Origin of the sequence: Georhizobium profundi (genome assembly GCF_003952725.1) — a bacterium.
GTDB lineage: Bacteria > Pseudomonadota > Alphaproteobacteria > Rhizobiales > Rhizobiaceae > Georhizobium > Georhizobium profundi.
In genome coordinates this window covers 4197923-4213241 of record NZ_CP032509.1, presented here as the reverse complement: position 1 = coordinate 4213241, position 15319 = coordinate 4197923, and the positions used below count along the sequence as shown (strand labels likewise).

Below are 15319 nucleotides of genomic sequence, written 5' to 3'. Positions count from 1 at the left end.
CAGCTTACCCGGAGCAGCAGTGAATGGCGAAAGCGCTCTCGAAGGCTCGATCGTCGGTCTCTGGCTTGCAGTAGCAAAGTCCTGCGGCTCTTGGCTGGGCGCACAACCCGATGAGCTTGTCGATCTCGATCTCAGGGCGGTCAACAGCATGGAGGCTGTGCCCATGCGCGTGACTTCTCAACACCGAATCCGGCTTCACCATCCACGGCTACTGAGGCGGTCGTTATAACCTGGGATGTCCGCCTTCATTGTTTGAGCTTCCGAAAGCGGACAGGCAGCTTCCGGCCCCGCTTCGGCTGTCCAGCGTCTGACCAAATGCCCGCTTTCCGTAAGCGGGCAACCGGCACGATCGTCGCCTTGTGGGTTTAGGGGCATCAACGGCATTGCGGATGGAAAGGTCGCGTTTTAGGAGGACTTCTTCGTCTAAGCGGCCGCGGTGACGGTTGCTGCGAAGACGTGTAATGGCGGTCAGAGGCATGTTCGTCATGGCATCGTGCGATGAGCTTCCACCCTTCCGATAAGAAGGGGCGAATGAGGCGTGCCTTTCGCCGCCGCGAATGCCGAAGCCGCTGTGGCGATCGAAGATGGTGCTGCTCTGTCGCGCCCTTTCCCCGTTGCAGCCCCCAGCCTGTGGCGCTCCTCATCTGCATTGAGCCTTTCGGTGCCATTCAAACGTACCGGCGTTTGATCCCTCGCAGATCGTTTGGCCGCTGCACCACCACCAAGGACGGAACCTCCGTGCTCCCCCTGGACCCCTATGGCTCATCGAGAGCATGGAGATGTCGCCTCTCCCTGCACCCATAGAGCAAAGAGCGTTCCTGCCCTTGCGCAAACCTGACAACCGTCCGCCGATTGGATGCCGCCAGCTTGTCGAAGCTGGACCACGATCAAGGGGCTTTCGCGCCGCCCTGAACCCACGAGCAGGATCTGGAGATATGCCTCTCCACCTGCACCGGACCGGACGAAAAATCAGTCGCCATCAACAGCGATCGCTTCCGTCTGTTCGTTTACTAGATCGCGAAACTGATCAAAGGTCACGTAGCACCGATCGCGCTCTTGCTTGAGCAGTTTTACGACTACGGCCAGATCCAGCGGTGGCAGTCCCCCGATTCTGTAGGACGGCGGACTTCCATCGTCAGGAACGTGGCGTTTCACGATGCCTGTAATCCCGATGATCATGCGCGGCGGGAACCTGTGATTGTAGGCATTCCGGAAATCGCCTGTCGCCTCCTGAAACTGCCGCTTGTTGATGTCCTCTGCTGCCCGCTTGAACCGTTTGTAGCTGCGCCAGCCTCCGGCATGTGCATCGGCCATCCCGAAATGAATTTCATGATCCACTTTCAGATCGTCCAGCCAGTCATCGCTCCGAAGCCGATTAGCCTGATGGGATAGATGAGCTACGGCAAAGGCAAAACGTGCTTTGATTGCGTACGGGAAAATCATCGCGCTTATGCTCAGAGGATCGATGAACTCGCGGAGCACTTCCAGCTTCTCGGGGTTTGACAGCGTCTGCACGATCTCTGACCATGCCCGGAGACGCCTGACGTCACCGGTGAACCCGTTGATACTGTTTGCCAGCTCGCGGGCGAATTCATTCAGCATCTGCGAATATGGCAGCCAACGACCCGGCATAGTGGATGGCAGATTGATCCAGTCGTACGGCATAAGTCGACCATCTGCTGGAAGTTTATCGTATGCCTTCCGATAATCGGCATATAAACCTGTCAATTTCTCTGAAACCACGCGATCATGCCTCCGGAAACAGTCCAGGCATCCAGCGTTCGGCGAATTTGGCCGGGAATGCCAGAAATAGCGGCGCGCGCGAGCTTTCTGAAGTCAGCGCGCCGATGTCCAAGAGGGCCGAGGTAATTCGTCGCGCTGCTCTGTCGCTTAGTCCAAGGAGCGAGGCGACTTCACCGCGGTGCAGTTCGCCTTGATAAAGCACCGCTTTGAGCACCACGTCTGACTTCGCTGGCAGAATATCTGCTCGAATCTGCTCTTCCGCCCATATCATAATGCGATCCCGAAGGCGGTCAGGTTTCATCAGGTTTTCCATGAAGGAAACTTGATCGAGGCAGCTTCCCAAGAAGAATTCTGTGAAACCTGCGAGAGCTTCTTCGCTAAGGGTGCCGCGGCCGTCCAGATCGTTCCGTCTTGGCATATCGCAAGCGGCTAGATGCTGTTTGTATTTCGCCTCCTGGCGCGCCAGTCCTCGTGCGACAGACCACAGTCCCCGGGTATCAAGCGAATTTCGAAGGATCGCATAGGACACCAGCCGAGCAACTCTTCCGTTGCCATCAAGGAAGGGGTGAACCCACAGGAGACGGTGATGTGCAGAAGCTGCAGATAGAATCGAGTCAATCCGTCCGAGCTTTCTATATGCCGCGTGCATGCGTTCCAGAAAGCGTGGAACAGCACCCGGACTGACCGCAACATGCTTTCCAACTTGAACGTCCCGTTCACGTAAAACGCCCGGTACAACGTCGATTTCTTCGCCGGTCGTTGGATCGGTGACTAAAAGCAGTTCGGCTGGGAGCTTCTCGCAGAACCGTCTATGGATTTCGCAAATGGCTACGGGATCAGTAGGCGCAATCTGCATCTCACCGTCATCAATCCATTTCTGGACCGTGATATGTGCCTTGGCCTCAAGCTGGAGATTCCGTTTCACCAGGTCGGTGCTGTAGTCATCTCGCAGTGCCCGCTCGATATCGATTGGGTGTGTGTTGTGCCCCTCGATGAGGTTGCTGTAGTAGCAATTCATCGAGCGCACTAGATCGGCGAGTGCCGCAGCGATAGAGGCGGGCAGGCTCCGCCGAAAGCCCTCGCAACGGGTGGCAAGTTCAAGGGCCATGTCGTTGAGTGCGGCACGGCTTTTCGAACTATCTGAGATTATCAGAGGTTCAAACAGACCGATCGATTCTTTGTCATCTCTAATGATCATGTCACCTTGCTTGGCCGGTTTAAAGGCCGGATTGTTGAATTAAATTAGATAATGATATCATATATGTGCACCTTAATGTAGGGAAATTTGTACTCGAATATGGCCGGTTCCGTGGCCGGTTCCGTGGCCGGTTCCGTGGCCGGTTCCGCAACTGCTCCGTAGCCGGTCCGCACATGATCCGTAGCTGCAACTGTAGCGCGCCCGGTGCAGGATGATTTAACCGACGATCGTCCGTGTGTCAGATGGGCGAGATTGTCTCTTCCGCCATACTGCAACCGCGTAATGTCGCCGACATCAGATCTGCCATCGATCAATTCATTCTGGCTAATGTTGAAATAGTTGCTTAGAATCAACCTAGAATAGCAATTGTTGTGACAGCGACGAGGCGTGGGCGCACAGGCAGTATTGGGGGATTTGCGTTGTTTCGACGGATCGGTAGCATTAGGAGTTTTGGTGTTTTCAATAACTTCACGGGCGGCACCCTTCCAGAATTCGCGCCGTTCAATCTGATCTATGGTTGGAATTACTCCGGCAAAACCACACTGTCGCGGCTGTTCCGCTGTCTTGAAGCCGGTGCGCTCCACCCCGACTATCCGAATGCCCGGTTCGATATTCAGCACACCGATGGCACTCAGCATGATCATGGCTTCGCCACGCCCTGCAATGTCCGCGTCTTTAACGAGGATTTCCGCAAAGCGCATCTTCGCTGGGATGATGCTGATGGCTTCAATCCGATCCTGCTTCTTGGCGCTGAAAACATCGCTAAACGCGATGAGCTGAAGGAAAAGGAAGCGAAGCGCACACAGCTTGACGATCAGCGCAGGGCAGCCGCCACTGAAGCTAAGCGTCTCGATGGCATCATCAGCAAAACCGAAACTGAATGCGCCACCCAGATCGTCAGGGAGCTTCCCAATGTCGGGCGGTTCAACAAGACCAATCTCCGCCCCATCATCGCCGCTTGGAACGGCACATTGCCAGATGCCCTGTCTGCAGAAGAGGTTCAGGCGGCTCGCGCAAAGGTCAGCGCCGAGCAGAAGGATATCTTGCCCGACCTCGCCGTAAGTGCCGATCCCATTTATCCCCTTTGGAGCGAAAGCCTTGCTCTTTTGAATGAGCAAATCGACTCATCGACTACGATCGCAAGGCTTCTTGAAAACCCGGACGTCGCATCCTGGGTTGAAGAAGGCCGTCATCTTCACGAAGGAAAATCCCATTGCGAATTCTGCGAGGGGGAGTTGAGAGCCGATCGCAAAGAGGCACTCAACGCTCACTTTTCCGATGCATTTGATAATCTGAAAGGCCGCATCGCAAAGGCAATAATCGCACTGAATGCCCGCAAAATGGAATTCTCCGGAGCAGCCTATCCTCGATCCGGCTTCTACACCGATCTGCACGATGAACATGCTCAGACCGGTCGTTCGCTTGCACAGGCGAGAGACGATCTCAATGCAGCGATCCAGTCCCTCGTCGATGCTTTGGAACTTAAGCGAGGCAATCCTTTCGACGTCGTGCGCGCGCAAGGTGCTGAGCCGCAGCTTGACCGTCTGGTCGAAGCTGCGCAGCAGTTTCAGTCATTAATCGAGACCAGCAACGAGAGAACCCGTCGCTTTGCGTCATCGCGCAACGAAGCGGTCGCGGTACTGAAAAATCATTACACTGCCGAAGCTATGCGCCGGATTGACCGCTTCAGCCTGGAAGAGGAGATAGCATCTCAGGAAAAGATTGAAGCGGATGCCCAGTCAGCCCTTGCCACTCTTGATGGGCAGATCACCGACATTCAAGTTGAATTGTCGAATGCAACTAAGGGTGCAGAGGCGATTAACGACACATTGCACCGCTTTTTCGGGAAAGCCGATATTCAGGTCAAAGTCAGAGACAATGATCGTTTCATGTTGATGCGGGGCGAAGAGCCAGCCCGCAATCTCAGCGAAGGTGAACGAACGGCGATTTCATTCTGCTACTTCATCACGAAGCTGCTCGAAAACGGGAACGATTTATCGCAAACCATTGTCTATATCGATGACCCGATATCGAGCTTGGATGCGCATCACTTGCTTCATGTATGCGCTTTCATAAAGAACACCTTCTATCGCCTTAATCCGGGAGCGCCAAAACCGACTAGACATGAGTGTCTGGCCAAGCAGCTCTTTATCTCGACGCATAGCCACGAATTTTTCCATCTAATGCTCGACTGGATGCGAAAGATGACTGATCCCATGTATCGGGTCTATCTGGTCGAGCGTACGGACGCGAACGGGCTTACTGCGTCGCGGCTGATCGAATGCCCTGAAAGCATCCAGAGATACCGATCTGAATACCTCTTCCTGTTTCATCAGATGGCCAGCTACGCTGAAAATCCGCAGAACGATCACCAAATCATATTCAATCTAGGCAATATGGCCCGACGGTTTGTCGAAGGTTATGCAGCGTTCAAGTTTCTGGAACATACGAACATTGACAGCAGCATCGACCGTCTGATCACCGATCCGATTGACGCGGAGCGTGCGCGCAAGTTTATGCATTTCTATTCTCATACGCTTACACGAGAAGCGGGCATGCAATTTCCGGACATGAGTGAAGCACAGGGAATCGTCACGCTGATCCTGGATGCCGTTCGGGCTCATGATCCCGTCCATTATAGCGCGCTAGAAGCGACCCGCTGACGTTCTCCATCTTATCCTGTGATGCGGTCTCTCTTGAGCACAGCAACAACCACTCGGGCCTTCCTCAGGCTTTCCTGACAGACACCTGATCCCCCGCAACGGCGTATGCCGTCTTTCCGCTTTGCCCGCCCCTTCGGGGTGCAGGGTCTCCGTTTGCGTCTGTCTCTCTGGACGCCATCAGGCCGCGATGGTCGCGGCTTTGGCAAAAAGGAGAGAACAATGTCACATGCATCTAAATTCGATGTCCATCAGGAGATCACCAACCGCATCGTTGATGCCCTTGAACATGCCGGCGACTTCCAGCTTCCCTGGATCAACCGCACCGCTGGGAGCTTCGCCAGACCGATCAACACCCTTTCCGGCAATTCCTACAATGGCGTGAACGTCATCTCGCTCTGGGTTTCGGCGATAGCGCAAGAGTTTCCATCAAACGTCTGGGGCACCTATCGCCAATGGCAGACGAAGGGCTGCCAAGTTCGCAAGGGCGAAAAAGCCTCGCTGATCGTCTTCTACAAGCCCTTTACCGTCGAGTTGGACCAGACTGCCGATGATGGCGATAACGGCGAACGTGTCATCGCTCGCGCCAGCTGGGTCTTTAACGCCGCTCAGACTGAAGGATATGAGGCTCCGCATAATCTGACAGAAAGCGATGGTCCGGCAGAAAGCGATGCTCCGGTCTTCGATCCCATCTTCCGCGCCGAAGCTTTCGCAGCAGCGACCGGCGCCCGCATCGAAGAGAGAGGGGAGCGTGCCTGCTACATTCCTTCCCAGGATATCATCCGCATACCAGAGCGCACACGCTTCACCGGCAGTGAAACGTCATCACCAGCCGAAGCTTTCTATTCCACCCTCTGCCATGAACTGACCCATTGGAGCGGCGCTTCATCCCGACTTGACCGCGATCTGTCGGGTCGCTTTGGTAGTGAAGCCTATGCCATGGAAGAGCTGGTTGCCGAACTCAGTGCCGCCTTTCTCTGCGGTGATTTGGGCATCACGCTTGAACCGCGCGCAGACCATGCTTGCTACATCAAGAACTGGCTCTCCGTTCTCAAAAACGACCGGAAGGCAATCTTTACTGCCGCCTCTAAAGCGTCAGATGCCGCCCAGTGGCTGCTTGCCCATGAGCAGTCTGTTTCTTCCCGAGATGCGGCATAAGCCGCATCTCTTCCTGCGGCTCTTATGTGGATAGAACTGCAAAATTGGTTGACGTTCTTGTTCGAATGATTCCCAATTTGTTCTATGCGTTTAATCCGATCACAGCTCCATTCTCTTGCCGCGCTAGCGGGACAGGTATGCCCTCATGAATAGCCCTGTTCTAACATTGGATGTCCGACAGGCATCGCTGTTTGCAGGCTGCCCCATAACGGCGGCTGTTAGCGCTATGGCTCTTGCCGGTGTGGAGGAGCGCGGTGCGATCTTTACACGGCGTGAGGTTGTGGATTTCATCCTCGATCTCTCCGGCTATACGAGCGACAAGCCACTCGCCTCTATGCGCTTGCTTGAGCCTTCATTCGGAGATGGGGACTTCCTCCTGCCCGCCATCGAGCGGCTGCTTGTCGCTTGGAAACGGGACGGCTCCGAAGTTTCTTTGGCCGATTCCGTGCGGGCGGTTGAGCTGCATAAAGGCAGCTTCATGCGCACACGTCAGCGCGTTCACGCCATGCTGGCTGAAGCCGGCTTGTCAGACGATGAGGCGATCGCCATCGTTGACAGCTGGTTTGTCTATGGTGACTTTCTTCTCGCCAAACTGCCGGGCAGCTTTGACATTGTAATCGGCAATCCGCCTTATGTCCGTCAGGAGCTGATCCCTGATATTCTGATGGCGGAATACCGAGCGCGCTACACAACGATTTACGACCGTGCAGACATCTATATCCCTTTCATTGAGCGCTCTTTGTCGCTCCTTAAACCGCAAGGCCGGCTCGGCTTTATCTGTGCCGACCGTTGGATGAAAAACCGCTATGGCGGGCCGCTCCGTAAGTTCGTTTCCGAGGATTTTCATCTTAGCGTCTATGTCGACATGGTCGATACGCCGGCCTTTCATTCGGATGTGATCGCCTATCCGGCAATCACCATCATCACCCGCAAGCAACCGGGTGCGACACGCATTGCAGCGCGTCCCGATATCACCGCCGAGCATCTGGCCAGCCTGACAACCCAGCTTCTTTCCACCGAGAAACCTGCTATCGGCTCATCCGTTCGCGAAACCACATCTATCGTCAAAGGCAGCGAGCCCTGGATATTACATGGGGCTGACAGCCTCGCGCTGGTTCGTCGCCTTGAAGAGCGCCTGCCCACGCTCGAAGAGGCAGGATGTAAGGTCGGGATCGGCGTTGCGACCGGTGCTGATAAGGCCTTCATCGGCAAGTTCGACGATCTCGATGTCGAGGATGATCGCAAACTGCCACTCGTTATGACACGCGATATTCTTGGGGGGCAGGTGGCTTGGCGGGGATATGGCGTCATCAACCCATTCGCCGATAGCGGCAGACTGGTCGATCTCGCTCGATATCCAAAACTGCGAGTCTATCTTGAAGCCCGCAAAGACCAGATCGCCGGCCGGCATGTTGCGCAGAAAGCGCCTACTAACTGGTATCGGACGATCGATCGGATTTATCCAGAGATAGCCGCCAAACCGAAGCTACTCATTCCCGATATCAAGGGCGAAGCCCATATCGTCTATGAGAATGACGGGCTCTATCCGCACCACAATCTCTATTTCATCACCTCTGATAGCTGGGATGTCAGAGCGATGCAGGCGATCCTGATGTCGGGGATCGCCCGCCTTTTTGTCTCAACCTATTCGACCAAGATGCGTGGCGGCTATCTGCGCTTCCAGGCGCAGTATCTTCGTCGCATTCGCATTCCCCACTGGCAAAGTCTTGGGGAAGTAATGCAGCAGCAGCTCATCGCAGCGGCCCAAAACGGCAATCGCGCGGCCTGCAACGAACTGGTCTTTAGAATCTACGGCTTAACGAGTGAGGAGATCGCATCTCTAGAAGGAACTGACTGACGCATGGCATTGGATTTGGCAGATTATGAGCGGAAGGCCCGTGAGGCGACGATGGCCTTCTGGGGAAACCGCGAGAAAGCCCGGCAGAAGCAGCAGGAAATCGGCAAGCCCGATCAGGGTGAGCGAGCCGGCGTTACAGCCGGCAAGAATATGGACGGCTTTGAAGCGCTGATCTTCGATTTGATCGAAGCTAATGGTCTCGGCCATGCCGAAATCCATCGCACCGTGTCAGTTCTGACATTGCCGGGCTATTTCCGTCCCACCAAACGATGGGATCTGATCATCACGCTGGAAAAGCGGCTGATTGCAGCCATCGAGTTGAAGAGCCAGGTCGGACCGTCATTCGGCAATAACTTCAACAATCGGACCGAGGAAGCGATCGGCACCGCTCACGACTTTTGGACAGCCTATCGCGAAGGAGCGTTCGGAGATCATCCCAAGCCGTTCATCGGCTGGATGATGATGGTGGAAGATGCGCCGGAATCCCGCCGCCCCGTCACCGACCGATCACCGCATTTCCAGGTGTTCAGTGAGTTCAAGCAGGCATCCTATCTGAAGCGCTATGAAGTTCTATGTCGCCGGCTGGTGCAGGAGCAGCTTTATTCTGAAGCCGCGCTTATCGCTTCGCCGAGAACGTCAGTCAGCGATGGCGCCTTTGAAAGCCTATCAGAGCTGACAAGCCTGAAAACATTCATAACGTCGTTTGCTGGTCACATCGCGGTAGAGGCAGCCCGAGGATAAGGAGAGGAGATAGACTATGTCAGATAAGGGCCTGCCCAAATACACACTGTCTCACGACGAAAAGAAGGACGATTGGGTTCTCAAAAGAGATGGTTCAGACCGCGCGATCAAGCGGTTTGAGACGAAGGGCGAGGCGACGAAGGGTGGCGCTTTGTCCGATACGCTCGGCAAAGTTGGCGGCTCCGTCAAAATTCAAAAGATCGACGGAGAATACCAGGAAGAAAGAACCTATCCCCGATCAAAAGACCCTCGCGGATCGAAGGGATAGGACCTCCATGCATATCTTCCCTGCCTGCTCTATCAAAGCGCTGTCCGAATGTGAACCCAATCAGCTCGTGCGCGGTATTGGCCATAGTGGACTGGCAGGGTTCCATGGCCTTGCAGCTACCGTTGTCGATCAACCGGATTCGCGAGCTTTGATCATTTTGGATGATGGTTTGCCAGCTTATCACGTGGTTCAGCAGCCGGATAGCTTTCAGGTCATAGCCTTTGATGCCAAACCCACACTCGAGGTGGATCCGTTTGGACCGTTCGAAGCACAAGCTCAAACGATGTTCAGCGCAATCGGGGTCGTCAGCCGCAGCAAAGAACATTGGCTGATGCGCGTGCGTGAACATTATTCCGATTTCAGACCGCGTCAGGGATGTCTCAATCTTCGGGATGGCACGCTGATCAATCCGATTGACCAGTTGAGTAGTGTAGCCTTTTTCGGGAAGTGGCGCGTCACCATGCCCGCTGCCAATGGGTTCTTACCTCCGATCGAAGTGGCAAGCTTTGAATGGAAGGAGTCAGCGGGGCGATGACGAAGCTTTTTTTCTCGTATTCCCACGCGGATGAAGGTTTTCGAGACACCCTCGAAAAGCACCTATCAGCGTTAAAGCATGAAGGGTTGATTGACACCTGGCACGACAGGCGCATTCCAGCAGGCGACGAAATCGACTCTGCGATTGATGTCAATCTTGAACAGGCAGATGTCATCTTGCTTCTGGTCAGCGCCGATTTCATTGCTTCGCGCTACTGCTTCGATATCGAAATGGCCCGCGCACTCGAACGCCACGGGGAAGGGACGGCACGCGTCATTCCGGTGATCCTCCGCCATTGCGACTGGAAAACAATGCCTTTCGCAAAACTGTTAGCGGCACCGACTGACGGCAAGCCGATAAAGGCTTGGGCGGATATTGACGAAGCTTACACGGATGTCGCTGGGCACATACGCCGTGCGATCGCGGTGGTGAAGCCCCATAGTCAAACGAGCGCAGTCCAAAAACCTGGGGCAGGCCCGGGTACCATCGGATCACGTCACCACGAACAGCAAGCTCAATCTGTACCGATCATGCGCTCCAGTAATTTACGTGTACGCAAAACCTTCACGGATGCCGATCAAGAGCATTTTCTTGTCGACTGCTTCGCGTTCATGAACCGCTTTTTCGAGAATTCACTGCAGGAACTGACCGAGCGCAACCCCGGCATTGAGGGGCGCTACCGACAAATCGACGCAAACCGTTTCACCGGGGTCATCTATGCTGATGGAAAAGCGGTCTCGCGGTGCAAGATCGTCTTGGGCGGCATGTTTGGCAACGGTATCAGCTATTCGCAGAGTGAAAACGCATCGGACAACAGCATCAATGAAAATCTCTCCGTCCAGCACGACGATCAGAACCTCTACTTGACGCCCATGATGGGCATTCGCTTTCTAGGTGGCGAGCGGGATATGAAGCTGTCAGCCGAAGGCGCTTCTGAGTTCTATTGGTCTATGCTGATCAAGCCGCTTCAGTGATGGCCACTAGGTTTAGCGATTGCCTGTCCCTTCTTGCTGCCAGCACAGACGAACAACTGCTCGTACTTCGTATGCACCCTTAAAAGATCAAAATCGCAACTCCTCTGCGCCCCTTCTCATGGCATCAACCATCATTGCCAAATCCCTCCTCTCCCTTTCCGGCCCAAAGCTCCCGCGCCCCTTCGCCATCCTCACTCCTGAGCGTCTCCGCCATCCAGATGAGCGCTCCGTAGATCATTGCGCGATCGTCATTGGTGAGCTCGACGACGCCCGCTTTGACGACGAGACCACCGAGTTCGATCAGGTGCCGCGTGCGCCTGCGACGCTCGACTGCCCAGGTCCGCATGTCATGCCGCGCCCGCGCTGCCTGGTGCCGGTTGCGCGCCACCCGGGTGCGTCTGAGCGCTGCCAGTGTCGCGGTCAGTTGTGCTGCCAGAGTCGCGATCGGCTGATGGTGCAGATCGCCGTGAGCGGCTGTGAAAGAAGGCAGAACCGCGCTTGCTCCACGCCTCCCGCCTAGCGGTGTCTTTGGTCTCGGCGATCACGATCAACGCGCCGGCCAGTTCTTCCGGTGTGAACGCATCGGCTCCGGTTGCGATGACCAGTTCACCGAGCTGCTGCACCTTGCGGGCTTTGAGCTCTTTCGCCTTGTCCTCCAGCGCCTTCAGCTCCGCATCATAGTCCCGTGGCTTGCGCATCGTCGTCTCCATCACGTTCGTTTGCCGTTGATGCAGAGAGGATAGAGGAGCCCGTTCCGAAAGGCTCCAATGGTGCCGGGACGGCCTGCGACGGGTTGGTCCATCCCGAGAATTTTTCGAGGGAGGGCGCGCTTATACGTCGTTCCGACGTCGGCTTTCTGATGCGCATCATCGCTCCCGCGATGGCGATCTATCACCTCCATGTCAAAGTCATTGGCCGGAAGTCCGGCGCAAGCGCGGTGGCATCTGCCGCCTACCGCTCAGGCTCTCGTCTGCGTGATCACCGGATCGAGCGCAGCCATGACTTCACCGCCAAGCGCGGCGTCATCCATTCCGAGGTGATGCTACCCGATGGGGCGCCTGAGCATTGGTCCGATCGCGAACGGCTCTGGAACGACGTCGAAGCCTTCGAAGTCAGGAAGGACGCCCAGCTTGCCCGCGAGGTGGAGTTCGCCATTCCGAGAGAGATGACAGAGAGCCAGGGCATCGCGCTTGCCCGTGACTTCGTCCAGTCAGAGTTCGTCGATCGCGGCATGGTCGCCGATCTCAATCTGCACTGGGACATCGGCGAGGACGGCATGCCCAAACCCCATGCCCATGTGATGCTTACAATGCGGTCCGTGGAGAGATCGGTTGAGCGGCTAGTGGGGCAATCGGCTGACGTGGACGAAGAGAGAACCCCCTTCGGTCCAAAGGTGCGAGAATGGAACCGCACCGAGATGGTCGAGCGCTGGCGCGTACGCTGGGCTGAGCTTGCCAATGAGCGTCTGGCGGAGCTCGACATCGATGCCCGGATCGATCACCGCAGCCTGGAAGCACAGGGCATCGCACTGGAGCCGCAGAGCCAGATCGGTGCACCGGCACAACGTCTAGAGGCACGATGTGCTGAGGCACGAGGTATCGAGCAGGCAAGCGAACCGGGTATCAAGCTCGCTTCCGATGTTGCCGATCGCGCCGAACTGCACCGCGAGATCGCCCGCAACAATGGCGAACGGATCATCGCCGATCCGTCACTTGCCCTGGATGCCATCACCCATCAGCAATCGACGTTTACCCGGCGCGACATGGCGAAGTTCGCCCACCGCCACAGCGACGGCATCGACCAGTTCAACGATGTCATGGGCGCCATCGCCAATGCACCCGATCTGGTCGAACTCGGCACCGACAGACGCGGTGTCGACCGCTTCACCACGCGCCAGATGATCGAGACCGAACAGCGGCTGCATCTGGCTGCCGACCGCATGGCAGAGGAGAGCCGCCATTTGGTGAGCGACAAGGTACGATTGGACGCACTTGCGCGTGCAGAACAGCGCGGCCTGTCGCTTTCGAACGAACAGGCCGACGCACTCAGCCACGTCACCGATGCTCGAAGTCTCGGCATCGTCGTCGGTCATGCCGGGACGGGGAAGAGCGCGATGCTCGGTGTCGCGCGGGACGCCTGGCAGGCATCCGGCTTTGAGGTTCGTGGCGTTGCCCTTTCCGGGATTGCGGCCGAGAACCTTCAGAGCGGATCGGGCATTGCCTCACGCACCATCGCCAGCATGGAACACGGCTGGGGTGAGGGCAGGGGCATGCTCTCACCCCGCGATGTGCTGGTGATCGACGAGGCCGGGATGGTCGGCACGCGCCAGCTGGAGCGCGTGCTCTCTCATGCGGTAGACGCCGGCGCCAAAGTCGTCCTTGTCGGCGATCCTCAGCAGCTGCAGTCAATCGAAGCCGGTGCCGCCTTTCGCTCGCTCCATGAGCGTCACGGCGGCGTCGAGATCGGGACGGTGCGCCGCCAGAGAGAGGACTGGCAGCGTGATGCCACACGCGATCTCGCAACCGGCAAGATCGATGCTGCCATCAGTACCTATGACAGGCACGGCATGGTCCATGGCGCCGACAGCCGCCTTGCGGCGCGCGCCAGTCTGATCGAGCGCTGGGACGAAGACAGACAGGCAGAGCCGGATCGAAGCCGCATCATCCTCACCCACACCAATGACGAGGTGCGGGCGCTGAATGAGAGCGCGCGCGCCAGGATGAGAGACGCCGGCGATCTCGGTGAAGATGTGCGCATCACCGTCGATCGCGGCGCCCGTGACTTTGCCAGTGGAGACCGCGTCATGTTCCTGCAGAACGAACGCGGACTTGGTGGCGATGGTGTGGGCGTGAAGAACGGCACGCTCGGCACCATCGAGGACGTCAGCACCCGCAGCATGACCGTACGCACCGACGATGGCCGATCTATTGCGTTCGATCTCAAGGACTATGACCGCATCGACCATGGCTATGCGGCGACGATCCACAAGGCGCAGGGGATGACGGTGGATCGCACCCATGTGCTGGCAACACCGGGTCTCGATGCTCATGGAAGTTATGTCGCTCTCTCCCGTCACCGCGATGGCATGGAGCTCCATTATGGCCGTGACGACTTCGCAACGCAGGACAAACTCATCCGCACATTGTCGCGCGACCGGGCAAAGGACATGGCGTCCGACTACATGCAGATCGATCCTGCAATGGACCCGGCCAGAGACTATGCCGAGCGGCGCGGCATCGCCTTCCGGCAGCGTGTCATCGAGATCGTGCGCAGGGTCGTGCCGGAGACGATCCGAGAGGCTATCCGTGAGCGGATCGACGGACTGATCGAAGGTCTTCGACTTCCCGACACGGGCGTGCATGGCGATCAAATTCGACAGCAGCTGGAGAGGGGAACTGAACGAGCGGCGGCGACGGGGCAAGTGCCGGAGATGCCGGCACCGGTCTTGGCAGATCCGCAGACGCAGCATGATAGCGCCGAGGACGTGGAAGAAGCACTGCGCAGGGCCCGCACCCAAGCGCTCATTCGTCACGCGCGCGCCATCGACGCGATCCTCACCACCGGCGACGCGGACGGGAACGGTAGTCCTGAACAGATGTGCGAGCTGAACGACGCCCGCAAATCGTTCGAGGACGTACGCCCTTATGGCTGGCGCGATGCGGAAGCCGGCTACGTCAAGAACCCGGAGTTTGTCAGCGAGGCGGCCAGAGGCAACGTTAATCGCGCTGTCCGCGCGCTGCAGCTCGAAACCGAGATCCGCACTGGTCCGCAGCGGCGCGCCGATCTCTTCGTCGAGCGTTGGCAGAAGCTGCACAAGACGAGCCAGCGTCAGTATCAGGACGGGGACATCTCCGCCTACAAGGCGACCCGATCAGCAATGGCAGACATGGCTAAAGGACTTGAGCGTGACCCGCAGATGGAATCGCTGCTTGCCAACCGCAAGGCCGCGCTTGGGATCGAGATCGAGTCAGGTCGCCGGCTTGGGGTTGAGCTTGCGTTCAATCACGGGATTGGGCTGGGACGGGGGCGGGGGTTGGAGCTGCAATGAAAGTGAAAGATGTATGGCAGTTGAAAAAAGACTTGTCTACGATTCGCCAATCGGAAGCTAACATAGACAGATCAGCCGGCGAAGGACGGGGTGAAAGCGTCTCAATGATTCGGCAATCTGCGATGATGCCCTGGAG

General features: G+C 56.9%; 13 protein-coding genes. 8 read left to right on the top strand and 5 right to left on the bottom strand.

What is annotated here, in order from left to right; genetic code table 11:
* Window positions 1-969 precede the first annotated feature (969 nt).
* Window positions 970-1743: an integrase gene (locus D5400_RS20345; RefSeq protein WP_126012183.1), complete on the bottom strand. Its 774-nt coding sequence runs from the start codon at window positions 1741-1743 to the stop codon at window positions 970-972.
* Between the two features lie 4 nt (window positions 1744-1747).
* Window positions 1748-2941 (bottom strand): Fic family protein, encoded by a 1194-nt coding sequence (locus tag D5400_RS20340; RefSeq protein ID WP_126012181.1) that lies wholly within the window; start codon window positions 2939-2941, stop codon window positions 1748-1750.
* Window positions 2942-3360: 419 nt separating this feature from the next.
* Here D5400_RS20340 and D5400_RS20335 point away from each other — a divergent pair, with 419 nt between their 5' ends.
* The 3 genes from D5400_RS20335 to D5400_RS20325 all read left to right on the top strand — a co-directional run bounded on the left by D5400_RS20335 (window position 3361) and on the right by D5400_RS20325 (window position 8617).
* On the top strand, window positions 3361-5604 hold the full coding sequence (locus tag D5400_RS20335) for an AAA family ATPase (RefSeq protein ID WP_164527983.1): 2244 nt from the start codon (window positions 3361-3363) through the stop codon (window positions 5602-5604).
* A 219-nt stretch (window positions 5605-5823) separates the two neighbouring features.
* Complete coding sequence (locus tag D5400_RS20330) at window positions 5824-6759, top strand: ArdC family protein (protein ID WP_126012177.1); 936 nt, start codon at window positions 5824-5826, stop codon at window positions 6757-6759.
* Window positions 6760-6985: 226 nt separating this feature from the next.
* Window positions 6986-8617 carry an Eco57I restriction-modification methylase domain-containing protein gene (locus D5400_RS20325; protein ID WP_205665495.1) on the top strand — a complete coding sequence of 544 codons (1632 nt, stop codon included), beginning with the start codon at window positions 6986-6988 and terminating at the stop codon, window positions 8615-8617.
* Here the strand turns inward: D5400_RS20325 and D5400_RS21755 are convergent.
* A complete protein-coding gene (locus tag D5400_RS21755; protein WP_280988311.1) occupies window positions 8600-8824 on the bottom strand; it encodes a hypothetical protein in 225 nt (74 codons plus the stop codon). The genes D5400_RS20325 and D5400_RS21755 overlap by 18 nt on opposite strands.
* Between D5400_RS21755 and D5400_RS20320 the strand changes: the two genes are divergently transcribed.
* From D5400_RS20320 to D5400_RS20305, 4 genes are read left to right on the top strand one after another with little or no spacing between them, the layout of a single operon-like run.
* Window positions 8717-9358 (top strand): PaeR7I family type II restriction endonuclease, encoded by a 642-nt coding sequence (locus D5400_RS20320; RefSeq protein ID WP_280988302.1) that lies wholly within the window; start codon window positions 8717-8719, stop codon window positions 9356-9358. The two genes, D5400_RS21755 and D5400_RS20320, sit on opposite strands and share 108 nt — an antisense overlap.
* 16 nt (window positions 9359-9374) lie before the next feature.
* The gene (locus tag D5400_RS20315) at window positions 9375-9626 is read left to right on the top strand and encodes a DUF2188 domain-containing protein (protein ID WP_126012173.1); all 252 of its coding nucleotides are present in this window, start codon (window positions 9375-9377) and stop codon (window positions 9624-9626) included.
* 7 nt (window positions 9627-9633) lie between these two features.
* On the top strand, window positions 9634-10161 hold the full coding sequence (locus D5400_RS20310) for a hypothetical protein (protein ID WP_126012171.1): 528 nt from the start codon (window positions 9634-9636) through the stop codon (window positions 10159-10161).
* Entirely contained in the window at window positions 10158-11135 is a 978-nt protein-coding gene (locus D5400_RS20305) for a toll/interleukin-1 receptor domain-containing protein (RefSeq protein WP_126012169.1), read from the top strand. The genes D5400_RS20310 and D5400_RS20305 overlap by 4 nt, the downstream gene beginning before the upstream one ends.
* A 124-nt stretch (window positions 11136-11259) precedes the next feature.
* On the opposite strand, the gene D5400_RS20300 is transcribed toward D5400_RS20305, so the two are convergent.
* A complete protein-coding gene (locus D5400_RS20300) occupies window positions 11260-11481 on the bottom strand; it encodes a conjugal transfer protein TraD (RefSeq protein ID WP_126012167.1) in 222 nt (73 codons plus the stop codon).
* Between the two features lies 1 nt (window position 11482).
* Window positions 11483-11833, bottom strand: a complete 351-nt coding sequence (locus D5400_RS20295) for a conjugal transfer protein TraD (protein ID WP_205665600.1) — start codon at window positions 11831-11833, stop codon at window positions 11483-11485.
* A 182-nt stretch (window positions 11834-12015) separates the two neighbouring features.
* Here D5400_RS20295 and traA point away from each other — a divergent pair, with 182 nt between their 5' ends.
* Window positions 12016-15183, top strand: a complete 3168-nt coding sequence (gene traA, locus D5400_RS20290) for a Ti-type conjugative transfer relaxase TraA (protein ID WP_126013661.1) — start codon at window positions 12016-12018, stop codon at window positions 15181-15183.
* Window positions 15184-15319: the final 136 nt, after the last annotated feature.

Bases quoted from the DNA above. Each gene is read 5' to 3' on its own strand.
- D5400_RS20340 (WP_126012181.1), bottom strand. From the start codon at position 2,941: ATGATCATTAGAGATGACAAAGAATCGATCGGTCTGTTTGAACCTCTG.
- D5400_RS20330 (WP_126012177.1), top strand. From the start codon at position 5,824: ATGTCACATGCATCTAAATTCGATGTCCATCAGGAGATCACCAACCGC.
- D5400_RS20325 (WP_205665495.1), top strand. From the start codon at position 6,986: ATGGCTCTTGCCGGTGTGGAGGAGCGCGGTGCGATCTTTACACGGCGT.
- D5400_RS21755 (WP_280988311.1), bottom strand. From the start codon at position 8,824: ATGGCCGAGACCATTAGCTTCGATCAAATCGAAGATCAGCGCTTCAAA.
- D5400_RS20315 (WP_126012173.1), top strand. From the start codon at position 9,375: ATGTCAGATAAGGGCCTGCCCAAATACACACTGTCTCACGACGAAAAG.
- D5400_RS20310 (WP_126012171.1), top strand. From the start codon at position 9,634: ATGCATATCTTCCCTGCCTGCTCTATCAAAGCGCTGTCCGAATGTGAA.
- D5400_RS20305 (WP_126012169.1), top strand. From the start codon at position 10,158: ATGACGAAGCTTTTTTTCTCGTATTCCCACGCGGATGAAGGTTTTCGA.
- D5400_RS20300 (WP_126012167.1), bottom strand. From the start codon at position 11,481: ATGCGGACCTGGGCAGTCGAGCGTCGCAGGCGCACGCGGCACCTGATC.
- D5400_RS20295 (WP_205665600.1), bottom strand. From the start codon at position 11,833: ATGCGCAAGCCACGGGACTATGATGCGGAGCTGAAGGCGCTGGAGGAC.
- traA (WP_126013661.1), top strand. From the start codon at position 12,016: ATGGCGATCTATCACCTCCATGTCAAAGTCATTGGCCGGAAGTCCGGC.